Annotated in this window: 19 protein-coding genes and 1 tRNA gene; 16 read left to right on the top strand and 4 right to left on the bottom strand. The window is 65.6% G+C overall.

The annotated features are described in order from the left end of the window. Positions 1–126: 126 nt before the first annotated feature. Positions 127–1,458: a YihY family inner membrane protein gene (locus GEM_RS09840; RefSeq protein WP_014897253.1), complete on the top strand. Its 1,332-nt coding sequence runs from the start codon at positions 127–129 to the stop codon at positions 1,456–1,458. An 18-nt stretch (positions 1,459–1,476) separates the two neighbouring features. On the opposite strand, the gene GEM_RS09835 is transcribed toward GEM_RS09840, so the two are convergent. After that, positions 1,477–1,794 (bottom strand): Mpo1-like protein, encoded by a 318-nt coding sequence (locus GEM_RS09835; protein ID WP_014897252.1) that lies wholly within the window; start codon positions 1,792–1,794, stop codon positions 1,477–1,479. A 157-nt stretch (positions 1,795–1,951) separates the two neighbouring features. Between GEM_RS09835 and GEM_RS09830 the strand changes: the two genes are divergently transcribed. From GEM_RS09830 to aroC, 3 genes are all read left to right on the top strand, one after another. Then, on the top strand, positions 1,952–2,407 hold the full coding sequence (locus tag GEM_RS09830) for a CBS domain-containing protein (RefSeq protein WP_006488504.1): 456 nt from the start codon (positions 1,952–1,954) through the stop codon (positions 2,405–2,407). A 142-nt stretch (positions 2,408–2,549) separates the two neighbouring features. Continuing rightward, complete coding sequence (locus tag GEM_RS09825) at positions 2,550–4,484, top strand: MFS transporter (RefSeq protein ID WP_014897251.1); 1,935 nt, start codon at positions 2,550–2,552, stop codon at positions 4,482–4,484. Positions 4,485–4,732: 248 nt separating this feature from the next. Beyond that, positions 4,733–5,833 (top strand): chorismate synthase, encoded by a 1,101-nt coding sequence (aroC, locus tag GEM_RS09820; protein ID WP_014897250.1) that lies wholly within the window; start codon positions 4,733–4,735, stop codon positions 5,831–5,833. A 59-nt stretch (positions 5,834–5,892) separates the two neighbouring features. Here the strand turns inward: aroC and GEM_RS09815 are convergent, their stop codons facing one another. Continuing rightward, entirely contained in the window at positions 5,893–6,963 is a 1,071-nt protein-coding gene (locus GEM_RS09815) for a LacI family DNA-binding transcriptional regulator (protein WP_014897249.1), read from the bottom strand. Positions 6,964–7,201: 238 nt separating this feature from the next. Here GEM_RS09815 and rbsK point away from each other — a divergent pair, with 238 nt between their 5' ends. The 3 genes from rbsK to GEM_RS09800 are packed head-to-tail and all read left to right on the top strand — an operon-like array spanning position 7,202 to position 10,501. Beyond that, positions 7,202–8,131, top strand: coding sequence for a ribokinase (gene rbsK, locus GEM_RS09810; protein WP_041490504.1), 930 nt, complete (start codon positions 7,202–7,204; stop codon positions 8,129–8,131). A gap of 58 nt (positions 8,132–8,189) precedes the next feature. After that, positions 8,190–9,509: an MFS transporter gene (locus tag GEM_RS09805; RefSeq protein WP_014897247.1), complete on the top strand. Its 1,320-nt coding sequence runs from the start codon at positions 8,190–8,192 to the stop codon at positions 9,507–9,509. Positions 9,510–9,553: 44 nt separating this feature from the next. Next, positions 9,554–10,501 carry a dihydrodipicolinate synthase family protein gene (locus tag GEM_RS09800; RefSeq protein ID WP_014897246.1) on the top strand — a complete coding sequence of 316 codons (948 nt, stop codon included), beginning with the start codon at positions 9,554–9,556 and terminating at the stop codon, positions 10,499–10,501. 112 nt (positions 10,502–10,613) lie between these two features. Here GEM_RS09800 and GEM_RS09795 read toward each other — a convergent pair whose 3' ends face one another. Further along, positions 10,614–12,287 carry an electron transfer flavoprotein-ubiquinone oxidoreductase gene (locus GEM_RS09795; RefSeq protein ID WP_014897245.1) on the bottom strand — a complete coding sequence of 558 codons (1,674 nt, stop codon included), beginning with the start codon at positions 12,285–12,287 and terminating at the stop codon, positions 10,614–10,616. A gap of 178 nt (positions 12,288–12,465) precedes the next feature. Here GEM_RS09795 and GEM_RS09790 point away from each other — a divergent pair, with 178 nt between their 5' ends. Both GEM_RS09790 and GEM_RS09785 read left to right on the top strand, forming a co-directional pair. Continuing rightward, positions 12,466–13,242 carry an SDR family oxidoreductase gene (locus GEM_RS09790; RefSeq protein ID WP_014897244.1) on the top strand — a complete coding sequence of 259 codons (777 nt, stop codon included), beginning with the start codon at positions 12,466–12,468 and terminating at the stop codon, positions 13,240–13,242. A gap of 32 nt (positions 13,243–13,274) precedes the next feature. Then, positions 13,275–13,706 (top strand): acyl-CoA thioesterase, encoded by a 432-nt coding sequence (locus tag GEM_RS09785; RefSeq protein WP_039320126.1) that lies wholly within the window; start codon positions 13,275–13,277, stop codon positions 13,704–13,706. 104 nt (positions 13,707–13,810) lie between these two features. Here the strand turns inward: GEM_RS09785 and GEM_RS09780 are convergent, their stop codons facing one another. Continuing rightward, positions 13,811–14,356: a LuxR C-terminal-related transcriptional regulator gene (locus GEM_RS09780; RefSeq protein ID WP_014897242.1), complete on the bottom strand. Its 546-nt coding sequence runs from the start codon at positions 14,354–14,356 to the stop codon at positions 13,811–13,813. Positions 14,357–14,579: 223 nt separating this feature from the next. Between GEM_RS09780 and GEM_RS09775 the strand changes: the two genes are divergently transcribed. From GEM_RS09775 to thrS, 7 genes are all read left to right on the top strand, one after another. Continuing rightward, complete coding sequence (locus GEM_RS09775; RefSeq protein ID WP_014897241.1) at positions 14,580–15,284, top strand: CoA transferase subunit A; 705 nt, start codon at positions 14,580–14,582, stop codon at positions 15,282–15,284. Position 15,285: 1 nt separating this feature from the next. Then, entirely contained in the window at positions 15,286–15,927 is a 642-nt protein-coding gene (locus tag GEM_RS09770; protein ID WP_014897240.1) for a CoA transferase subunit B, read from the top strand. A gap of 210 nt (positions 15,928–16,137) precedes the next feature. Next, on the top strand, positions 16,138–17,034 hold the full coding sequence (locus GEM_RS09765; protein ID WP_014897239.1) for an alpha/beta fold hydrolase: 897 nt from the start codon (positions 16,138–16,140) through the stop codon (positions 17,032–17,034). 81 nt (positions 17,035–17,115) lie between these two features. Next, positions 17,116–17,469, top strand: a complete 354-nt coding sequence (locus tag GEM_RS09760) for a RidA family protein (protein ID WP_014897238.1) — start codon at positions 17,116–17,118, stop codon at positions 17,467–17,469. A gap of 39 nt (positions 17,470–17,508) precedes the next feature. Then, the gene (locus GEM_RS09755; RefSeq protein ID WP_014897237.1) at positions 17,509–19,743 is read left to right on the top strand and encodes a RelA/SpoT family protein; all 2,235 of its coding nucleotides are present in this window, start codon (positions 17,509–17,511) and stop codon (positions 19,741–19,743) included. Between the two features lie 96 nt (positions 19,744–19,839). Further along, positions 19,840–19,916, top strand: a tRNA-Val gene (locus GEM_RS09750). A gap of 271 nt (positions 19,917–20,187) precedes the next feature. Further along, on the top strand, positions 20,188–22,095 hold the full coding sequence (thrS, locus tag GEM_RS09745) for a threonine--tRNA ligase (protein ID WP_014897236.1): 1,908 nt from the start codon (positions 20,188–20,190) through the stop codon (positions 22,093–22,095). Positions 22,096–22,099 lie beyond the last annotated feature (4 nt).

Raw genomic sequence — 22,099 nt, 5'->3', positions numbered from 1 at the left:
CGGCCGCGCGCATGCCCGGTGCAGTCGGCCCCTGCTGGATCGAGCGGCTATTATAGGGGCTGAAGCCGTCGCGCAGCGCGGCGGTGGCGCGCCGTCGGGCGCGCGGCATCAAGAAGGAGAAACCGTTTGCCGAAGTTGAGCATCGATCTCGACACCATCAAGCGCCTCGCGCAGTTCGCGGCCCGGCGCAGCGCCGAGGATCGCATCCCGCAGGTGGCGGGCAGCCTGACGTTCACGACGATGCTGGCACTCGTGCCGCTCGTGACGGTCGCGTTCGCGCTGTTCACTGCGTTCCCGATGTTCGCGTCGTTCCAGGTCTCGCTGCAGGGGTTCCTTGCGGACCACCTGATGCCCGCGCAGTTCAACGTCCAGATCTTCAAGTACCTGAACCAGTTCGCGTCGAAGGCCAAGGGGCTGACGACGGCCGGCCTGATCGTGCTCGTCGTCACGTCGGTGATGACGATGATGACGATCGAATCCGCGTTCAACCTGATCTGGCGGGTGCGCAAGCCGCGGCCGTTCGCGCAGCGCGTGCTCGCGTACTGGGCGTTGATCACGCTCGGCCCGCTGCTGTTCGGCGTGAGCCTGTCGATCTCGTCGTACCTGTTTACGCAGTCGCTGGCGTTCACCGGCGCCGCGCCGTCGACGTCGATCGTCGAGTGGCTGCTCGCGCTCGTGTCGTTGCCGCTCACCGTGCTCGCGTTCACGCTGCTGTACGTCTACCTGCCGAACTGCACGGTCGCGTGGCGCGACGCGGTGATCGGCGGGCTGTTCGCCGCCATCGCGTTCGAGCTCGCGAAGCGCGGCTTCGGCTATTACGTGCGGCGCATTCCGACCTATACGGCCGTATACGGCGCCTTCGCGGCGCTGCCGGTGTTCCTGCTGTGGGTGTACCTGAGCTGGTTCATCGCGCTGCTCGGCGCGATGGTCGCGTCCGCGCTGCCGGCGATCCGCGTCGGCCAGTTCCATCGGATCCACTATCCGGGCAGCGACCTGCTCGACGCGCTCGAGCTGCTCGCGCGCCTCGCCGAGGCACGCGCAATCGGCAAGGCGGGCTATACGGCGATACGGCTCGCGACCATGTTGCGCTGCGACATGGAAACCGCGCAGCGGCTATTGCTGACGATGGAGGAGCGGGAGTGGATCGCGCGGCTGGACAACGGCGAGCTCGCGCCGCGCTACATCCTGCTGGCGAACCCGGAGCAACTCACGTTGGCGCAGCTGTTCGACGTGCTGGTGATCGACCGCACGGAGCTGACCTACCAGTTGCAGCGACGCCGCAGCCACGTCGAAGGCGCGGCACTGCTCGAGGTGCTGTCGAACGACCGGTTCGACGTGTCGCTCGCGTCGCTGATCGCCGCGCACCGGCTGGCGGGCGCACAGCCGGCGACGATCGAGCCCGGCACGGTGGCCGATGCTGCGCCCGACCCGCACGCGCGGCCGCCGAAAACGGCGTGACGCGGCGCTCGGCGGGCGTTACAGCGGAATCTTGCCGGTGCAGATGTCCTTGAACATCACCCAGTCGCCCATCAGGCTGTAGATCGGGTGCCGGAACGTGGCGGGGCGGTTCTTCTCGAAGAAGAAGTGTCCGACCCACGCGAATCCGTAGCCGCACGCGACCGCTGCCGGCAGCCACAGCCAGTAGCCCGTCGCGATCGCCATCGCGACGCAGCCGATCACGCCGAGCGAGCCGATGAAGTGCAGCCGCCGCGACGTCAGGTTCTGGTGTTCGTTCAGATAGTACGGGTAGAAATCCGCGAAGCTGGCGAATTGCTCCGAATGCGTATGCGCCATGGCCGTCTCCTCGGTCCGCCGTCCATGCGGTCATTGTGCGGCGGGCGGCCCGCGTCCGCAAGCGGGGCGGCCGCGCCGCGCCGGCCTGCGCTTTCCTTTTGACAGGCTTTCCGATAGGATCGAAAGAGGATTTGCATTCAAGCATGAGGGGACTACGATGCGCGTCAGCGATATTCTGAAAGTGAAGGGCAACACGTTGTTTACGGTGACGCCGGATAAGCCGCTGCGCGAAGCGGTCGATACGATGGCCGAACACGATATCGGTTCGCTCGTCGTGATGGAGTACGGCGATCTCGTCGGGATGCTGACGTTCCGCGAGATCATCCTGCGCCTGCACGTGAACGGCGGCGCGATCGGCGACGTGCAGGTGCGCAAGGTGATGGACGAGCCGCTCACGTGCACGCCGGAAACCGACGTCAACGAAGTGCGCCGGATGATGCTCGAGCGCCACGCGCGCTACATGCCGGTGCTCGACAAGAAAGTGCTGATGGGCGTCATTTCGTTCTACGACGTCGCGAAGACGGTCGTCGAGGCGCAGAGCTTCGAGAACCGGATGCTGAAGGCGTACATCCGCGACTGGCCGGAATCGGAAGCCGAAGCGCACAAGCCGTGAAACGCGTCGCGCCCGTTGCCATGACGCGCGGGCGCTGCCATTCGGCGCACGGCGGCGCAGGTTCAGCCTGCGCCGCCGTTTTTTCAACAACACCACAACAAGGCCCGCGCAGCTTCGCCCAGACGATGCGCGCGTATTCCGCATGAGCGACCACACGCAAGTCTCTTCCGCGTCGCGCGACGAACGGCGCGGCCACGCGTCGCAGTTCGACCTGCTGCGCCAGCGTCGTTTCGCGCCGTTCTTCACGACCCAGTTCCTCGGCGCGCTGAACGACAACGTGTTCAAGATCGGCTTCACGTCGCTCGTGACCTATCACACCGCGCGCTTCTCCGGTGTCGACGCGAAGACGGCCGCGTTCCTGATTTCCGCGATCTTCATCCTGCCGTTCGTGCTGTTCTCGGCTACGTCCGGCCAGATCGCCGACAAATACGACAAGGCGACGCTCACGCGCTTCGTGAAGACCTTCGAGATCGTGCTGATGCTGGTCGGTGCGGCCGGCTTCGTCACGCACAGCGCGCCCCTGCTGTATCTGTGCACGTTCATGATGGGCATGCACTCGACGTTGTTCGGCCCCGTCAAGTATTCGTATCTGCCGCAGCATCTCGGCGACCATGAACTGGTCGGCGGCAACGGTCTCGTCGAGATGGGCACGTTCATCGCGATCCTGATCGGCACGATCATCGGCGGCGCGGCCGCGGGCATCGACGGCAGCGGCGAGCGCGTGCTCGCCGTCAGCGTCGTGGTCATCGCGCTCGCGGGGCGGCTCGTCGCGCAGCGCGTGCCGTCGACGCCGGCGCCGCAGCCCGATCTCGTGATCAACTGGAATCCGTTCAGCGAGACCTGGCGCAACCTCGGGCTCGCGCGGCAGAACCGCACCGTGTTCCTGAGCCTGCTCGGCATCTCGTGGCTGTGGTTCGTCGGCGCGACGTTCCTCACGTCGTTCTTCAATTTCGCGAAGGACGTGCTGTCCGCGAGCCCCGACGTCGTCACGGCCCTGCTCGCGACGTTCTCGGTCGGGATCGGCCTCGGCTCGCTGCTGTGCGAGCGGCTGTCGCAGCGGCGTGTCGAGATCGGCCTCGTGCCGCTCGGCTCGATCGGCATCAGCGTGTTCGCGATCGAGCTGTATTTCGCGAGCCACGCGCTGCCGTCGCCCGGCCATCTGCTGTCGGTCGGCGAGTTCCTGGCCGGCGCGCGCCACTGGCGCATCCTGGCCGACCTGTTCCTGCTCGCGATGTTCGGCGGCTTCTACAGCGTGCCGCTCTATGCGTTGATCCAGAGCCGCAGCGCGCCGACCCACCGCGCGCGGATCATCGCCGCGAACAACATCCTGAATGCGCTGTTCATGATCCTGTCGGCGTTGATGGCGATGGGGCTGACCAAGGCCGGCGTCGACATTCCGGGTCTGTTCCTCGTCACCGCGCTGCTGAACGTCGTCGTCGCGACGTATATCTACCTGCTCGTCCCCGAATTCCTGCTGCGCTTCGTCGCGTGGGTGCTCGTGCACACGTTCTACCGGATTCGCCTCGTGCATGCGGAGCGGATCCCGGAAGAGGGTGCGGCCGTGCTCGTGTGCAACCACGTGAGCTATGTCGATGCGCTCGTGCTGGCCGCCGCGAGCCCGCGACCGATCCGGTTCGTGATGGATCACCGGATCTTCAAGGCACGCTTCGCGAGCTGGGTGTTCCGGCATGCGAAAGCAATCCCGATCGCGCCGCGCCACGAGGATCCCGACATGCTCGCGCGTGCGTACGACGCGTGCGAGGCCGCGTTGAAGGACGGCGAGCTCGTGTGCATCTTCCCCGAGGGCAAGCTGACCAAGACGGGCGACATCAACACGTTCCACCATGGCATCACGGAGATCCTGGGGCGTACGCCGGCACCCGTGATTCCGATGGCGCTGCGCGGGCTGTGGGGCAGCTATTTCTCCCGTCATGCCGATGCGCGGATGCCGCGGCCTATCAAGCGCGGCGTGATGAGCCGGCTGACGCTTGCGGTCGGCGAGCCGATTCCGGCATCGGTCGCGACGCCCGAAGCGCTGCAGGCCGCAGTGACGGAATTGCGCGGCGCGCGGAAGTAGGCGGGGCGGGCGCGGTCGGGATGACGGCCGCGAGCCGGTCGGCCCGACCGTCACGGCGCAGGTCGGCCGCCGCGGCGCCGGGCCGGGTCTGTGAGCGGCCCGGGTGGCCTGAACGGTTCACTCGGCCCGCGGGCCCGGGACGGCTGGCATAATAGCGGTTTACCTCTTTTCTCGACCGGCAAACGATCGGCCTGCCTGCGGCCCCGGCAGCGTATCGCTTTGTCCATTTCTCTTTGGGCGGTTCCATCATGTCCGGCAATACCCTCGGCACGCTTTTCACTGTCACGACCTTCGGCGAATCGCACGGTCCCGCGATCGGCTGCGTGATCGACGGCTGCCCGCCGGGAATGGGGCTCACCGAAGCCGACATCCAGGTCGAGCTCGATCGCCGCAAGCCCGGCACGTCGCGGCACGTGACGCAGCGCCAGGAGGCCGACGAGGTCGAGATCCTGTCGGGCGTGTTCGAAGGCGTGACGACCGGCACGCCGATCGCGCTGCTGATCCGCAACACCGACCAGCGCAGCAAGGACTACGGCAACATCGTCGAGACGTTCCGCCCCGGCCATGCCGACTACACCTACTGGCAGAAGTACGGCATTCGCGACTACCGCGGCGGCGGCCGCTCGTCCGCGCGCCTGACCGCGCCGATCGTCGGCGCGGGCGCAGTCGCGAAGAAGTGGCTGCGCGAGCGCTTTGGCGTCGAGGTGCGCGGCTACATGAGCGGTCTCGGCGAGATCGACGTGCCGTTCGTCGACTGGTCGCATGTGCGCGAGAATCCGTTCTTCTCGCCGAACGCGGCGATCGTCCCGGAGCTGGAGGCCTACATGGACGCGCTGCGCAAGGACGGCGATTCGATCGGCGCGCGCATCGACGTCGTCGCGTCGGGCGTGCCGGTCGGCTGGGGCGAACCCGTGTTCGACCGTCTCGATGCGGACATCGCGAAGGCGATGATGAGCATCAATGCGGTGAAGGGGGTCGAGATCGGCGCGGGCTTCGACAGCGTCGCGCAACGCGGCTCGGTGCACGGCGACGAGCTGACGCCGGCCGGGTTCGTCGGCAACCATGCGGGTGGCGTGCTGGGCGGGATTTCGACCGGGCAGGACATCACCGTGGCGATCGCGATCAAGCCGACGTCGAGCATCCGCACGCCGCGCCGCTCGATTACCAAGGCCGGCGAGCAGGCGACGGTGGAAACCTTCGGCCGTCACGATCCGTGCGTCGGCATTCGTGCGACGCCGATCGCCGAGTCGATGCTCGCGCTGGTGCTGATCGACCATGCGCTGCGCCATCGCGCGCAGTGCGGCGACGTCGAGACGCCGACGCCGAAGATCGCCGGCAGCGCGACCTGATACAACGGAGCCGGCACGCGCCGGCTCGATCCGAAATGGGGCGCCTGGGCGCCCCGTTTTCATTGGGCCGCCGGATGCGGCGGCGCGGCCGATTCGCGCAAGCGCAACTCGGGCAGGATTGCGCAACCGGGCCCGGCTTCGCCGTTCTCGAGTGCGTCGAGCAACGCGTGGGCGGCTTTGCGTCCGATTGCATCGGTGTCGACCCACATCGTCGTCAGCGACGGCCGGATTTCGCGAGCGAGCGCGACATCGTCGAACCCGGTGATCGACAATTGCAACGGCACCTCGAGACCCAGTGCCTGCGCCTCGAGCAGCGCGCCGAGCGCGAGTGCGTCGTTGCCGCAAATCACGGCCGTCGGCCGTGTCGCCGCGCTGTCGGCGATCGCGCGCAGGCTCGCACGCCCGAACGCGATCGTGGCAGCGCCCTCGTGCTGGTGCACCGGCCGGACCGCGAGCCCGCGCGCGGCAAGCGTGTCGTGAATGCCGCGCAGGCGGGCCTGCACGCGGTCGTTGTCCGTCGAAGGCTGCATGATGATCGCGAAATCGCGATGCCCGAGGTCGAGCAGGTGCGTGGTCAGTCGCGCGAATGCCGCGCGGTTGTCGAAGCCGATGCAGCAGTGCGGGCTGTCGTCGCGGTAAGCATAGGTAACGACGTACGGCACCCGATGCAGGTCGAGCAGTTCGAATACTTCCGGCGGATACGCTTCACCGACGAGCGACACGGCTTCGACGCCGCGCGACAGCATCGCGCGCACCTGCGCCAGCGCCTGCGCCGGATCGTAATTCGAGCAGCCCAGGAACAGGGTGATGCCGTGTTCGGCCATGACCGCCTGCATGCCCGCTACCTGCGACGCGAACACCTGGTCGTCGAGCGTCGGGATGATCGCGCCGGTGATGTGGGTGCGAGTGGACGCGAGTGCGCGGCCGGCTGCGTTGGGAATCCAGTTCAGTGCACGTGCCGCGTCGCGCACGCGCTGCTGTACGTCGGCCGACACCTTGCCGGGATCGTTGTAGACGCGCGAAACGGTCGCGGTCGACACGCCGGCGAGTTTCGCGACATCCCCGAGCACCGACCGGCCGCTGCCGCGGCGTGCGCGTGCCGTGCCGCCGTTGGGTGGAGGCGTACTCATCGGTTATCCCTGGACGCGGCTGTCCCGCAGACTTCGCACGTTGTCGGAAGCGCCATCGTTTACCCTCGATTCATCGTGGTCCCGCTTGCATTCTCAACTCAGCCTGTGAGAATGTAAGCGCTATCTTGATTCCAATCCGTATTATGGCAGACACAGGTTCCAGCCGCATTGTGAAGTTTTCGTTGACGACGGCCTTCCCGGCCATTTTGTCGATCGCAAATGTAAGCGGTTACATTCGATGATGAATCACGTAAAACCACCCCGGATCGCTGTCGTGGGCAGCATCAATGTCGACCTCGTCACGCATGCGCCGCGGCTGCCCGTACCGGGCGAAACGCTGCTCGGCACCACGTTCCAGACGGTCCACGGCGGCAAGGGCGCGAACCAGGCGGTGGCGGCCGCCCGCCTTGGCGCATCGGTCGCGATGATCGGCTGCGTCGGCGACGATGCGTTCGGGGCGCGTGTGTACGACGCGCTGGCGGCTGAACGCATCGACGTCACGCACCTGCACCGGATTGGCGGTGAGGCAACCGGAATCGCCACGATCACGGTCGATGCGCACGGGGCGAACAGCATCGTTGTCGTGCCTGGTGCGAACGCCTGTCTGGATGCCGAACGGATCGACGCGGCGCACGACGCGATCGCCGGCGCGGCGCTGATGGTGTGCCAGCTCGAGGTACCGATCACGACCGTTGTGCGTGCCATCGGCAGTGCGATCGCGCATCGCACGCCGGTGCTGCTCAATCCGGCGCCCGCGCAGCCGCTGTTCGACGCCTTGCTGGCCCGCGTCGACTACCTCGTGGTCAACGAGACGGAAGCGGAGTCGCTGACCGGCATCGCCGTCGGCGACGACGCATCGGCAGTGCGGGCCGCCGATGCGCTGCGCGCAAAGGGGGTCGGCAATGTGCTGGTCACGCTGGGTGCGCGCGGCGTCTGCTGGCGCGGCAGCGCAGGGAGCGGCCGCCATCAGGCAGTGGCGGTGGTCGCCGTCGATACGACGGCGGCCGGCGACACTTTCGTGGGCGGGTTCGCGGCCGCCCGGGCGAGCGGTGCGTCGATGGACGACGCAATCGCGTTCGGTCAGCGTGCGGCCGCGATCAGCGTCACGCGCCACGGCGCACAGACGTCGATTCCGACACGCGAAGAAGTGGCGCGCATGGCGGTCTAGATTCCGCGACGACGGAAAGGCCAGGCGGGCATTCATCGAAGATATGGAGACAAACGCAATGAACGAAGACCAGACTGTACCGACTGCGCCGCCACGTATCCGGCGCGGCCAGCGTATCGCGCTCGCGCTGCTGATGGCGAGCGGGATCGTCAACTATCTCGACCGCGGCACGCTGGCCGTCGCGAGTTCGGCAATCCGGAACGATCTCGGGCTGTCGCTCTCGCAGATGGGGTTGCTGCTGTCGGCCTTCTCGTGGAGCTATGCGCTGTGCCAGTTCCCGGTCGGTGGGCTGGTCGACCGCATCGGACCGCGCCGGCTGCTCGGCATCGGGCTGATCGTCTGGTCGTTCGCGCAGGCGGCGGGCGGCATCGTGGCCACTTTCGGCTGGTTCATCGTCGCGCGTATCGTGCTCGGCATCGGTGAGGCGCCGCAGTTCCCGTCGGCGGCGCGGGTCGTGAGCAACTGGTTTCCGGTGCGGGCGCGCGGTACGCCGACCGGGATCTTCAACGCGGCATCGCCGCTTGGTACCGCGCTCGCGCCGTTGTTGCTGTCGGTTCTCGTCGCATCGTTTGACTGGCGTTGGGCGTTCGTCGTGACGGGAGCACTCGGTCTCGTCGTCGCGGTCGTCTGGTTTGCGCTGTACCGCGATCCGGCCCGCGCGCAATTGACTGCGGCGGAGCGAGGGTATCTCGATGCCGATGCGCAGACTGCCGTCGCGATGCCGAAACTGACCTTTGCCGACTGGCGCAGCCTGTTCTCGCACGGCACGACCTGGGGCATGCTGATTGGATTCTTCGGTTCCGTGTATCTGAACTGGGTCTACCTCACCTGGCTGCCGGGCTACCTGACGATGGAGCGTCACATGAGCCTCATTCGCACCGGGTTTGCGGCATCCGTGCCGTTCCTGTGCGGGTTCATCGGCTCGCTGGTCGCTGGCTGGCTCTCGGATCTGGTGACGCGCCGCAGCCGCTCGCCGGTCGTGAGCCGGCGCAATGCGGTGGTCGTCGCGATGCTCGGGATGGTCGCGTTCACGATTCCGGCCGCGCTCGTGCAGAGCAACACGGTCGCGCTCGCCTGCATTTCGGTCGTGATCTTTCTCGCCAATGCGGCATCGGCATGTTCGTGGGCGCTCGCGACGGCCGCCGCACCGCCGAGCCGCATCGCATCGCTCGGCGCGATCCAGAATTTCGGCGGTTTCATCGGCGGTGCGCTCGCACCGATCCTGACCGGTGTCATTGCGCAGAAGTGGTCGTTCGTGCCGGCGTTGCTGACGGCGGCGGCAATCGCCTTCGCCGGCGCGATGGCCTATCTGCTGCTGGTGCGCAAGCCGATTCCCGAGCAGTCCGCGAGCGCCGCGCCCGGACCGCTGCCGGCCTGAGTCCGTCGGCTACACCCTGTATTCACTGAAGGAAGGAGAAACAGATGCAACCACATCAGCAGTCGACCGCGACCATCGAGGGGATCGTACCGGTGATGCTGACGCCGTTCGACGATGCCGGCGCGATCGACTACGCGGGCCTCGAGCGACTCATCGAATGGTATCTGGCGCACGGCTCGGATGCGCTGTTCGCGGTCGCGCAATCGAGCGAGATGCAATTCCTGAGTCTGGCCGAACGGGCGGAACTCGCGCGTTTCGTGGTCGAACGGGTGGCCGGGCGCGTGCCCGTCGTCGCGTCCGGGCACATCAGCGACGATCTCGATTCGCAGGTCGCGGAACTGCGCGCGGCGGCGGAATCGGGCGCGCAGGGCGTCGTGCTCGTGACCAACCGCCTCGATCCGCAACGCAAGGGCAGCACGGCGTTTCTCGACCATCTTCACAAGCTGCTCGCGCGCTTGCCGTCGGATCTGCCGCTCGGCCTGTATGAGTGTCCGGCGCCTTACCGGCGCCTGCTGTCTGACGACGAACTGCGTGCGTGCATCGATACCGGCCGCTTCGTGATGCTCAAGGACGTGAGTTGCGACCTGGAAACGGTGAAGCGACGCGTTGCGCTCGCCGCAGGATCGCCGCTGAAGATCCTGAATGCGAACGCCGCGATCGCGTGGGATGCGATGAAGGCGGGTTCCGCCGGCTTCAACGGCGTGTTCACCAATTTTCATCCCGATCTGTATCGATGGTTGCGCATGCAGGGCGACGCGAATCCGGCGCTCGCCGACGAGTTGTCGACGTTCCTGGTGGTCTCGGCGGTGTCGGAGGCACTGGGCTACCCGGCGCTCGCGAAGATCTATCACCAGCGGCTCGGCACGTTCGGGTCGATCCGTTGCCGAGCGATCGACTACGACGTGCGCGAGCGGTTCTGGGCGCTCGACGCGGTGCTCGACAAGATCGTGTCCGGTACCGAGCATTTCCGTCGGCGGATCGCAGCGCGCTAGGGCGGCCGATGTGGGGCGCCGTGCATGAAGCGCGCGCCCGATTGAGGTCAGGGCGGCGTCGAATCCGGAACGGACGAAAAAAACGCCGCGCGAGGCGGCGTTTTCCGGCAGGTTACATGTTCGGGTAATTCGGCCCGCCGCCGCCTTCCGGCGTGACCCACACGATGTTCTGCGTCGGGTCCTTGATGTCGCAGGTCTTGCAGTGCACGCAGTTCTGCGCGTTGATCACCAGGCGATCGCTGCCGTCGTCGTTCTTCACGAACTCGTACACGGCCGCCGGGCAGAAGCGCCCCTCCGGCCCCGCGTACGTGCGCAGGTTCACGTTCACCGGCACGTTCGCATCCTTCAGCGTCAGGTGCGCCGGCTGGTTCTCTTCGTGGTTCGTGTTCGAGATGAACACCGACGACAGCCGGTCGAACGTCAGCTTGCCGTCCGGCTTCGGGTACTCGATCGGCTGGCACTGCGACGCCGGCTTCAGCATCTCGTGGTCCGCATGCTTGTGGTGCAGCGTCCACGGCACGTTGCCGCCCATCACCTTCTGCTCGAGCCCGACCATCAGCGTGCCGAGGTACAGGCCCTTGGCCATCCACTGCTTGAAGTTGCGTGCGCGGTACAGCTCCGAGTACAGCCACGATTGCTTGAAGGCGTCCGGGTAGGCGTTGAGCTCGTCGCTCTGGCGGCCGGCCTGCACCGCGTCGAACGCGGCGTCTGCTGCCAGCATGCCGGTCTTGATCGCCGCGTGGCTGCCCTTGATCCGCGATGCGTTCAGGAAGCCCGCGTCGTCGCCGATCAGCGCGCCGCCCGGGAACACCGTCTTCGGCAGCGACAGCAGGCCACCGGCCGTGATCGCGCGCGCGCCGTACGACACTCGCTTGCCGCCTTCGAGGAACGCGCGGATCGACGGGTGCGTCTTGTAGCGCTGGAATTCCTCGAACGGCGACAGGTACGGGTTCGTGTAGCCGAGGCCCACCACGAAACCGACCACGACCTGGTTGTTGTCCATGTGATACAGGAACGAGCCGCCGTAGGTATCCGACTTCAACGGCCAGCCGGCCGTGTGGATCACGAGGCCCGGCTTGTGCTTCGCGGGATCGATTTCCCACAGTTCCTTGATGCCGATCCCGTAGGCCTGCGGATCCGCGTTCGCGTCGAGCTTGAACTTCGAGATCAGCTGACGGCCGAGATGACCCCGGCAGCCTTCGGCGAACAGCGTGTACTTCGCGTGCAGCTCCATGCCGAGCTGGAAGTTCTCGGTCGGCTCGCCGTCCTTGCCCACGCCCATGTTGCCGGTGGCGACGCCTTTCACCGAGCCGTCGTCGTTGTAGAGAATCTCCGCGGCGGGGAAGCCGGGGAAGATCTCGACACCGAGCGCTTCGGCCTGCTGGCCGAGCCAGCGCGTGACGTTGCCCAGCGAAATCACGTAGTTGCCGTGGTTCTGGAAGTTGGCGGGCAGCGCCCAGTTGGGCGTCGTGACCGCGCTCTTCTCGGACAGGAACAGGAAGCGGTCTTCCGTGACCTCGACGTCGAGCGGCGCGCCGCGTTCCTTCCAGTCGGGGAACAGTTCGTTGATCGCGCGCGGATCCATCACCGCGCCCGACAGGATGTGCGCGCCGATCTCGGAACCCTTCTCGAGCACGCACACGCCGATCTCGGTGCCTTTCTCGGCAGCCAGCTGCTTGAGCCGGATCGCGGCAGACAGCCCGGCGGGGCCGCCGCCGACGATCACGACGTCGTATTCCATCGATTCGCGCGGGCCGTATTGCTCGATGAGGCTTGCGGGGGTCATTGGCGTTCCTCTAACCGTTAGAATGCTTTTATTCGGGAGCGTATTGTCTGCGAAACGAAACGCTTGCCGCAACAACATGCGGCTAGATTAGCACGGTCGTTCTATTTTTTGTGCTAGGGTTATGCTGCGTGGGACAGGGTGCCCGCTGCGGCGAAACGACATCGAAAGGGGATGTGCAATGGGTCGATCGATCAATCTGGAAGGCAAGGTTGCGCTGGTCACGGGCGCGTCGAGCGGCCTCGGACAGCGCTTTGCGCAGGTGCTGTCGCAGGCGGGTGCGAAGGTCGTGCTCGCGAGCCGCCGTGTCGAGCGCCTGAAGGAATTGCGCGCGGAGATCGAGGCGGAGGGCGGTGCCGCGCATGTCGTGTCGCTCGATGTCACCGACGTGCAGAGCATCAAGGCAGCCGTCGCGCATGCGGAGACGGAAGCCGGCACGATCGACATCCTGGTGAACAATTCGGGCGTCTCGACGATGCAGAAGCTCGTCGACGTGACGCCGGCCGATTTCGAGTTCGTGTTCGACACCAACACGCGCGGCGCGTTTTTCGTCGCGCAGGAAGTCGCGAAGCGGATGATGATGCGCTCGAACGGCAACGGCAAGCCGCCGTACCGGATCATCAACATCGCGTCGGTGGCCGGTCTGCGCGTGTTTCCGCAGATCGGACTGTATGCGATGAGCAAGTCGGCGGTCGTGCAGATGACGCGCGCGATGGCCCTCGAATGGGGCCGCCACGGGATCAACGTCAACGCGATCTGTCCGGGCTATATCGATACCGAAATCAATCATTACCTGTGGGAAACCGAGCAGGGCCAGAAGCTGGAGTCGATGCTGCCGCGTCGGCGAGTCGGCAAGCCGCAGGATCTCGACGGGCTGTTGTTGCTGCTCGCGGCCGACGAGTCGCAGTTCATCAATGGCTCGATTATCTCCGCCGACGACGGCTTCGCCCTCGCCTGAGTGGATGACGTTCAGTAACCAAGAAGACTGCAATGAGTGATTATTCCCCTGTTTTTGAGATGTCGATGCCGATCCGCTGGGGTGACATGGATGCGTTCGGCCACGTGAACAACACGGTCTATTTCCGTTACATGGAGCAGGCCCGCATCTCGTGGTTCGAGGAACTCGGCATCGCGGGCGGCAACGGCGAGGGGCAGGGGCCCGTGATCGTCACGGCGTCGATGGAGTTCCTGAAGCAACTGCATTATCCGGGCGACGTGATCGCCAGGATGTCGGCCGCGAAGCCGGGCCGCAGCAGCCTCGACACGGGTTTCGAGCTCAGGCGTGCGGACGATCCGCAGCACGTCTATGCACGCGGCCACGCACGCTGCGTATGGGTCGACTATGCGCTCGGCAAGTCGGTGCCGCTGCCGCAATTGCTGCGCGATACGGTCGAGCGCGCGCTCGCGGAGAAGGTCGACTGAGCGCCGCGGCGGCGAAGCCGGCGCCCGGGCGCCGGGGTGTCGTGATTTCCGGGTAGCCCCGAATCGGCCGCGACATGCGGCCGATCGTCATTCCGGGGCGCCGTTCACTGGCCGAGCAGGCGCTGCAGCAGTTCCGGCGTGTTGTTCGTGCCGTACTTGCGCATCAGCCGTGCGCGGTAGATGTCGACGGTGCGCGAACTGATGTCGAGCACGCGCCCGATCTGCTTGCTGGTCTTGCCAGTGGCGAGCTGTGCGGCGATCTCGCGTTCGCGCGGTGTCAGTTCCACGGCGACTCGGCGTGTCGCGCTCAGGTCCTCGAAGGTCCACACGCCGGCCGCGAGCGGCGCGGTGCGGTCGAGCGCGCGGCCCGTGACGTGGCACCAGAACAGCTCACCGTCGGCGCGTTTCATGATTCTGTCATCGGCGTAGGTGCCGTTCGCGATCATCACGCGCGAGATACGTTCGCCGATGCGCTGGAATTCGTCCGGCGACGGATAGAGCACCTCGTACGATTTCCCGATCAGGTCGGCCCGCGTGCAGCGGAAGATCGACGCGAGCGCGTCGTTGCAGTCCTCGATCACGCGGTCGCGCGACATCACGAGGCCGAGCGGCGCGAGGTGAAAGGCAGTCTGGTAATCGAGAGCGGGCATGGTGCAGGCAAGCGGAGGCAAATGCTTATGTATTTTTGCGTATTGTGCCGCATCGGCGCCACATCGTACCCTTTCAGGCATCTCGTGGCGGTTTGTCGCGATATAAAAACAGCGCGCCTCGACGCAGGCATCGCCGTGCATGCATAGAATGATGCGGCGGGCTTGCGGCCCAGTGGGCGCGTGAACCGGTTTTGCTGGTTTCCATAGAGGAAGGGACAAACAGATGAACAAAGTCTATCCTGGCGCGGCTGCCGCGCTGGAAGGGATCGTCCGCGACGGACAGACCTTCGCGGTGGGTGGCTTCGGCCTGTGCGGGATTCCCGAGGCGCTGATCGCGGCACTGCGCGATTCCGCCGTCAAGGGCATCACCTGCATCAGCAACAATGCGGGCGTCGACGGCTTCGGTCTCGGCCTGCTGCTGGAAACGCGCCAGATCAAGAAGATGATCTCGTCGTACGTCGGCGAGAACAAGGAGTTCGAGCGCCAGTACCTGGCCGGCGAACTCGAGCTCGAATTCACGCCGCAGGGCACGCTCGCCGAGAAGCTGCGTGCGGGCGGTGCCGGCATCCCCGCGTTCTTCACGAACACGGGCTACGGCACCGTGATCGCGGAAGGCAAGGAAACGCGCCAGTTCGGCGATCGCCAGTACGTGCTCGAGCCGTCGCTGACGGCCGACGTCGCGCTGGTGAAGGCGTGGAAAGCAGACAAGTCCGGCAACCTGATCTATCGCCGCACTGCGCGCAACTTCAACCCGATGTGTGCGATGGCGGGCAAGATCACCGTGGCGGAAGTCGAGGAGATCGTCGAGAACGGCGAACTCGATCCGGACCAGGTCCATACGCCGGGGATCTTCGTGCAGCGCATCGTGCTGAACGCGACGCCTGAAAAACGCATCGAACAACGCGTCGTACGCGCGAAAGGAGACTGACATGGCCTGGAATCGTGACCAGATGGCCGCGCGCGCGGCGAAGGAACTGCAGGACGGCTTCTACGTGAACCTCGGCATCGGCTTGCCGACACTCGTCGCGAACCACGTGCCGGAAGGTGTCGAAGTCTGGCTGCAGTCGGAGAACGGCCTGCTCGGCATCGGCCCGTCGCCGACCGAGGACGAAGTCGACGCCGACCTGATCAACGCCGGCAAGCAGACCGTCACGACGCTGCCGGGCTCGTCGATCTTCTCGTCGGCCGATTCGTTCGCGATGATCCGCGGTGGCCACATCAACCTCGCGATCCTCGGCGCGATGCAGGTCAGCAAGAAGGGCGACCTCGCGAACTGGATGATCCCCGGCAAGATGATCAAGGGGATGGGCGGTGCGATGGATCTCGTCGCGGGCGTGAAGCGCGTCGTCGTGCTGATGGAGCATGTCGCGAAGGGCGACCAGCACAAGATTCTCGACGAATGCAACCTGCCGCTGACGGGTGTCGGCGTGGTCGACCTGATCATCACCGATCTCGGCGTGATCGAAGTGACGCCGGACGGCCTGAAGGTGCTCGAGCTCGCCGATGGCGTCAGCGCGGAAGAAATCCAGGCGAAGACCGGCGCGCCGCTCGATGTGAGCGCGGTCGCGTAAGTTCGCCGCGCGCGAGCGTGGTTGCGGCGCCCCGCATGCCGGACGACGGCACGCGGGGCGTTTGTCATTGGTGGCGGGTGAACGGCGCATCCGCGTCCCGGTTGCGCCGACTCGCCTGAGCGAAGCGGTTTACAATCGTTTGCATCGGGCGGCACAAGCGGGCACAAGCGATGTCCCGCCGTGCCGCCCCCGTTCGACAGGATGCCAACGATGCCAACAACCTCAGCGAATCCTCCGGTTCCCCGTCAGCGGCGCGTGCAATGTGCAAGCGTCGCCGGCCTTCACCACGTCGCCTATACCGAATGGGGCGATCCCGCCAATCCGCGCGTGCTGGTCTGCGTGCACGGCCTGACCCGTTCGGGGCGCGATTTCGACCGGCTTGCCGCCGCGCTGTCCGATACGTATCGCGTCGTTTGCCCCGACGTCGTCGGGCGCGGCCGCTCCGACTGGCTCGCCGACCCGCGGCTTTACGCGATTCCGCAATATGTGGCCGACATGGTGACGCTGATCGCGCGGCTCGACGTCGAATCGGTCGACTGGTTCGGCACGTCGATGGGCGGGCTGATCGGGATGGCGCTCGCCGGGTTGTCCGGTTCGCCGCTGCGCCGGATGATCGTCAACGACGTCGGCCCGCGCATCGAGCCCGATTCGCTGACGCGCATCGGCGAATACCTCGGCGTGCAGCCGCGCTTCGCGACCGAGCAGGAAGGCATCGACTACCTGACGTCGCTTTCGCTGCCGTTCGGCGCGCTGTCCGGCGACGAGTGGCGCGAGATCAACGCGCCGTTGCTGCGCGAACTGCCCGAGGGCGACTGGACGATGCGCTACGATCCGCGCATTGCCGAACCGTTCAAGGCGACCACGCCCGAACTGGCCGCGCTCGGCGAGGCCGCGCTGTGGCGCGCGATCGAGACGACGGACGCGTCGCTGCTCGTCGTGCGGGGTGAAAGCTCCGACCTGCTGTCGCGCGACACGGTCGCCGAGATGGTGCGCCGCGGCCGGCATGTGGCGCGGGTCGAGATTCCGGGCGCGGGCCATGCGCCGGCATTCACCCGTGCCGACCAGATTGCGCTCGCACGCCGGTTTTTCGTCGAAGGCGTTGCATAAACGCGTCATAATATGCGGTTCGGCGGCACGCGGGCCGCGTCGTCGCCGATTCTTCACCCACTCATACGACCGGAACATTCCATGGCAGTCATTCGTCACCACGTCGGGGCCCGTCTCTCCGAAACCGCGATCCACAACGGTACCGTGTATCTGGCCGGCCAGATCGCCGAAGACACGACCCAGGACATCAAGGGCCAGACGCGCGAAGTGCTCGGCCACATCGACCGGCTGCTCGCCGAAGCGAACAGCGACAAGGCGCATCTGCTGTCGGTGCAGATCTACATTTCGGATCTCGCGAACTTCGAAGGCATGAACGCGGAGTGGGACGCGTGGGTCGCGCAGGGCAACACGCCGCCGCGCGCCACCGTCGAGGCGAAGCTCGCGGATCCGGCGCTGCTCGTCGAGATCGTCGTCGTCGCCGCGCAGCGGAGCTGAGCGAAGCACCACGATGACCGCAATACGCCAGGCCGTGCGATGACCGAGTCCGTTTCCGCTTCTTCCGTCGCTGCGCCGTCGTTCGACGACGTGCTCGCGTTCGTGCGCGAGCGGGCCGGCGACGCGCGCCTGTCGTCGGGCGAGCTGCTCGCCGATCACTCGGCGGGCACGGCGTCGATCATGCGTACGCTGAACGTCGATCCGCACGCGATGCAGGCGGCTGCGCTGTTCGTGCTGACGCCGCATCTGAGCGATCCCGGGCGCGAGCTGACCGAGCGGTTCGGCGAAGAGGTCGCGCGGCTCGTGGCCGACGTGCGCAAGCTGCTGCGGCTCGGCACCGTCAGCCTGCGCGCCGCGCAGAATGCGAAGCCCGACACCGGGCGCGACGCAGCGGAAGAGCGGCGCACGCAGATCGAGGCGCTGCGCAAGATGCTGCTCGCGTTCGCGCAGGACATCCGCGTGGTGCTGATCCGGCTTGCGTCGCGGCTGCAGTCGCTGCGCTACTACGCGGCAGCGAAGATCGATCCGCCGCCCGACGTCGCGCGTGAGACGCTCGAGATCTACGCGCCGCTCGCGAACCGTCTCGGCATCTGGCAACTGAAGTGGGAGCTCGAGGATCTCGCGTTCCGCTTCGAGGATCCGGTCACCTACAAGCGCATCGCCAAACTGCTCGACGAGAAGCGCATCGAACGCGAGGCGTACGTTGCGGAGGCGATCGAGCGGTTGCAGCACGAGCTGGCGGAAGCGCACATCCCGGCCGACGTGAGCGGGCGGCCCAAGCACATCTACAGCATCTGGCGCAAGATGCGCGGCAAGGAGCTCGATTTCTCCGAGCTGTACGACGTGCGCGCATTCCGCGTGATCGTGCCGGACATCAAGGATTGCTACGCGGTGCTCGGCATCGTGCATCACCTGTGGCAGCCGGTGCCGAAGGAATTCGACGACTACATCTCGAGGCCGAAGCCGAACGGCTACAAGTCGCTGCATACGGTCGTGATCGGCGACGACGGCCGTGCGTTCGAAGTGCAGATCCGCACGCAGGACATGCACCGGTTTGCCGAGTATGGCGTCGCCGCGCACTGGCGCTACAAGGAGGCGGGCGCGCGCGGCTATGGCGGTCAGTTCTCTGCGAGCGACAAGTACGACGAGAAGATCGCCTGGCTGCGCCAGTTGCTCGCGTGGAAGGACGACGTCGAGGACGGCGCCGAAGTGTCCGGCGACAAGGCGTGGGCGCAGTTGCGCGAGACGTCGCTCGACGACGATCACATCTACGTGCTGACGCCGCAGGCGCGCGTAATCGCGCTGCCGCAGGGCGCGACGCCGGTCGATTTCGCCTACCACCTGCACAGCGAGCTCGGCCATCGTTGCCGCGGCGCGCGCGTCGACGGCGTGATGGTGCCGCTGAATACGTCGCTCGCGAACGGCCAGACGGTCGAGATCGTCGCGGTGAAGGAGGGCGGGCCGTCACGCGACTGGCTGAACCTGCAGCTCGGTTATCTGAAGAGCCCGCGCGCGCGACAGAAGGTGCGTGCGTGGTTCAACTCGATCGAGCAGGAAGAGAACATCGCGCATGGCCGCGCGCTCGTCGAAAAGACGCTGCAGCGCGAGGGCAAGACGTCGGTCAACCTCGACAACCTCGCCACGAAGCTCGGCTTCAAGTCGCCCGAGGAATTGTTCTCGGTCGTCGGCAAGGAAGAGTTCAGCCTGCGCAACGTCGAGCACGCGCTCTCCGATGCGCCGCCGCCCGAACATGCGCCTGAGGCACCCGCCGATTTCGAGAAGCGCAGCAGCGGGGCGAGCGTCGCGCACGGCGCGTCGACCGGCGTGCTGGTGGTGGGCGTCGATGCACTGCTGACCCAGCTTGCGCGCTGCTGCCGTCCGGCGCCGCCCGACCCGATCAGCGGTTTCGTGACGCGCGGCAAGGGGATGTCGATCCATCGCAGCGACTGTCCGACGTTCCGGCGGATGGTCGAGCGCGCGCCGGAGCGCGTGCTGCAGACGACCTGGTCGGCCGACGTGCTCGGCGGACGCGGCGCGTCCGTCTATCCGGTCGACCTGATGATCGAGGCGAGCGACCGGCAGGGATTGCTGCGCGACATCTCCGAAGTGTTCGCGCGCGAGAAGATGAACGTGGTGGGCGTGAAGACGCAGAGCCGCCGCAATGCGGCATTCATGCAGTTCACGGTCGAGGTGACGAATTCGGCACAGGTGCAGCGTGCGTGCACGCTGCTCGGTGAAGTGACGGGCGTCGTGCGGGCGGGGCGCAAGGCGTGACGCTCCCGTAATGGGGTTGGAACACGGTTATTTTGCTGCGGCCGCATAAAAACACTTGCCAAGCGTGCGTCAGCTCCATATAATCTTAGCTTCTCTAGGCTCGTAGCTCAGCTGGTTAGAGCACCACCTTGACATGGTGGGGGTCGTTGGTTCGAGTCCAATCGAGCCTACCAACGAATTGAGAATGCCCGGTTTCCGGGTGTTCGATGCAGTAAATAACTCAACGCGAACAAGGCGAATACGGTTATGACACCGCGAACGTTGACCGAAACCTTTTCGGAGCGACGCTAGTCGAGGAACGTTTTCGCCCTTTCAGTTTGAGTGAAGTATCGAATGCGGCCCCTCGAAAGCGGGGCCGCATTTTTTTTGTCGCGAAATTTTCGCGCGTGACTTTTATATCGCGTGCCTGGTTTGCCGCCCACTGTCGGCATCACGGAGATTGCTATGGTTTCGATACGCTTGCCTGACGGCTCAGTTCGACAATACGAGCATCCGGTGACAGTTGCCGAGGTTGCAGCCTCGATCGGTCCCGGCCTTGCGAAGGCTGCGCTTGGTGGCAAGCTCGACGGCGAACTCGTCGATACGTCCACGGTGATCGATCGCGACGCATCGCTCGCGATCGTCACGGACAAGGACGCCGACGGTCTCGACATCATCCGTCACTCGACCGCGCACTTGCTCGCGTACGCTGTGAAGGATCTGTATCCGGATGCGCAGGTGACGATCGGTCCGGTGATCGACAACGGCTTCTACTACGACTTCTCGTACAACCGTCCGTTTACGCCGGAAGATCTGGAAAAGATCGAAAAGCGCATGCAGGAACTCGTGAAGAAGGATGAGCCGGTCACGCGCCGCGTCGTGTCGCGCGACGAGGCGGCTGGCTATTTCCGCAGCCTCGGCGAGAAGTACAAGGCCGAGATCATCGAATCGATTCCGCAAAGCGACGAAATCAAGCTGTACTCGCACGGCGGCTTCACCGACCTGTGCCGCGGCCCGCACGTGCCGTCGACCGGCAAGCTGAAGGTCTTCAAGCTGATGAAGGTCGCGGGCGCGTACTGGCGCGGCGACTCGAAGAACGAGCAGCTGCAGCGCATCTACGGTACCGCCTGGACGAAGAAGGAAGACCAGGATCAATACCTGCACATGCTCGAGGAAGCGGAAAAGCGCGACCACCGCAAGCTCGGCAAGCAGCTCGACCTGTTCCACATGCAGGAAGAGTCGCCGGGCATGGTGTTCTGGCATCCGAAGGGCTGGGCGCTGTGGCAGCAGGTCGAGCAGTACATGCGCCGCCGCGTGAACGACGCCGGCTATCTCGAGATCAAGACGCCGATGATCATGGACCGCTCGCTGTGGGAAGCGTCGGGCCACTGGCAGAACTACCGCGAGAACATGTTCACGACGGAGTCGGAGAAGCGCGACTACGCGATCAAGCCGATGAACTGTCCGGGTCACGTTCAGGTGTTCAAGCACGGCCTGCGCTCGTATCGCGACCTGCCGCTGCGCTACGCGGAATTCGGTTCGTGCCATCGCAACGAAGCGTCGGGCGCGCTGCATGGCCTGATGCGCGTGCGCGGCTTCGTGCAGGACGATGCGCACATCTTCTGTACGGAAGAGCAGTTCATTTCCGAATCGATCGCGTTCAACACGCTGGCGATGAGCGTGTACAAGGATTTCGGGTTCGAGCACATCGACATCAAGCTGTCGCTGCGCCCTGACCAGCGTGCGGGCACCGACGAAACGTGGGATCGCGCCGAGCAGGGCCTGCGCGACGCGCTGACGGCGTGCGGCCTGTCGTGGGAAGAGCTGCCGGGCGAGGGTGCGTTCTATGGCCCGAAGATCGAATACCACATCAAGGATGCGCTCGGCCGCTCGTGGCAGTGCGGCACGCTGCAGCTCGACATGGTGCTGCCGGAGCGCCTCGGCGCCGAGTACGTCGCTGAAGACAACAGCCGTCGCCGGCCCGTGATGCTGCACCGTGCGATCGTCGGTTCGATGGAGCGATTCCTGGGGATTCTGATCGAGCACCATGCCGGCGCGATGCCGGCCTGGCTCGCGCCGTTCCAGGCAATTGTGCTCAATATCGCCGAAAGTCAGGCCGAATATGCACAATCTCTGGCCCAAACGTTGCAAAAACAAGGGGTTAGAGTGGCGGCCGATTTGCGCAACGAGAAGATTAGCTATAAAATACGCGAGCACACGCTGGAAAAGGTGCCTTATCTCCTCGTCGTGGGCGATAAGGAGCGTGATGCGCAAACGGTAGCCGTGCGTGCCCGTGGCGGCGTCGACCTTGGCGTTATGCCGGTCGAAGCCTTCGTTGAGCGTCTGCAGGAAGACCTGCGCTCGTTCAAGTAACCGC

It is taken from the genome of Burkholderia cepacia GG4, from assembly GCF_000292915.1.
Lineage (GTDB): Bacteria > Pseudomonadota > Gammaproteobacteria > Burkholderiales > Burkholderiaceae > Burkholderia > Burkholderia cepacia_D.
The sequence above is the reverse complement of the archived record's forward strand: the minus strand, read 5'-3'. Positions and strand labels throughout refer to the sequence as shown.

Excerpts from the sequence above, each read along its gene's own strand:
- GEM_RS09830 (WP_006488504.1), top strand. The coding sequence starts at position 1,952 with ATGCGCGTCAGCGATATTCTGAAAGTGAAGGGCAACACGTTGTTTACG.
- GEM_RS09805 (WP_014897247.1), top strand. The coding sequence starts at position 8,190 with ATGAACGAAGACCAGACTGTACCGACTGCGCCGCCACGTATCCGGCGC.
- GEM_RS09825 (WP_014897251.1), top strand. The coding sequence starts at position 2,550 with ATGAGCGACCACACGCAAGTCTCTTCCGCGTCGCGCGACGAACGGCGC.
- GEM_RS09770 (WP_014897240.1), top strand. The coding sequence starts at position 15,286 with ATGGCCTGGAATCGTGACCAGATGGCCGCGCGCGCGGCGAAGGAACTG.
- GEM_RS09760 (WP_014897238.1), top strand. The coding sequence starts at position 17,116 with ATGGCAGTCATTCGTCACCACGTCGGGGCCCGTCTCTCCGAAACCGCG.
- GEM_RS09765 (WP_014897239.1), top strand. The coding sequence starts at position 16,138 with ATGCCAACAACCTCAGCGAATCCTCCGGTTCCCCGTCAGCGGCGCGTG.
- thrS (WP_014897236.1), top strand. The coding sequence starts at position 20,188 with ATGGTTTCGATACGCTTGCCTGACGGCTCAGTTCGACAATACGAGCAT.
- aroC (WP_014897250.1), top strand. The coding sequence starts at position 4,733 with ATGTCCGGCAATACCCTCGGCACGCTTTTCACTGTCACGACCTTCGGC.
- GEM_RS09755 (WP_014897237.1), top strand. The coding sequence starts at position 17,509 with ATGACCGAGTCCGTTTCCGCTTCTTCCGTCGCTGCGCCGTCGTTCGAC.
- GEM_RS09815 (WP_014897249.1), bottom strand. The coding sequence starts at position 6,963 with ATGAGTACGCCTCCACCCAACGGCGGCACGGCACGCGCACGCCGCGGC.
- GEM_RS09835 (WP_014897252.1), bottom strand. The coding sequence starts at position 1,794 with ATGGCGCATACGCATTCGGAGCAATTCGCCAGCTTCGCGGATTTCTAC.
- GEM_RS09780 (WP_014897242.1), bottom strand. The coding sequence starts at position 14,356 with ATGCCCGCTCTCGATTACCAGACTGCCTTTCACCTCGCGCCGCTCGGC.
- GEM_RS09785 (WP_039320126.1), top strand. The coding sequence starts at position 13,275 with ATGAGTGATTATTCCCCTGTTTTTGAGATGTCGATGCCGATCCGCTGG.
- rbsK (WP_041490504.1), top strand. The coding sequence starts at position 7,202 with ATGATGAATCACGTAAAACCACCCCGGATCGCTGTCGTGGGCAGCATC.
- GEM_RS09795 (WP_014897245.1), bottom strand. The coding sequence starts at position 12,287 with ATGACCCCCGCAAGCCTCATCGAGCAATACGGCCCGCGCGAATCGATG.
- GEM_RS09775 (WP_014897241.1), top strand. The coding sequence starts at position 14,580 with ATGAACAAAGTCTATCCTGGCGCGGCTGCCGCGCTGGAAGGGATCGTC.
- GEM_RS09800 (WP_014897246.1), top strand. The coding sequence starts at position 9,554 with ATGCAACCACATCAGCAGTCGACCGCGACCATCGAGGGGATCGTACCG.
- GEM_RS09790 (WP_014897244.1), top strand. The coding sequence starts at position 12,466 with ATGGGTCGATCGATCAATCTGGAAGGCAAGGTTGCGCTGGTCACGGGC.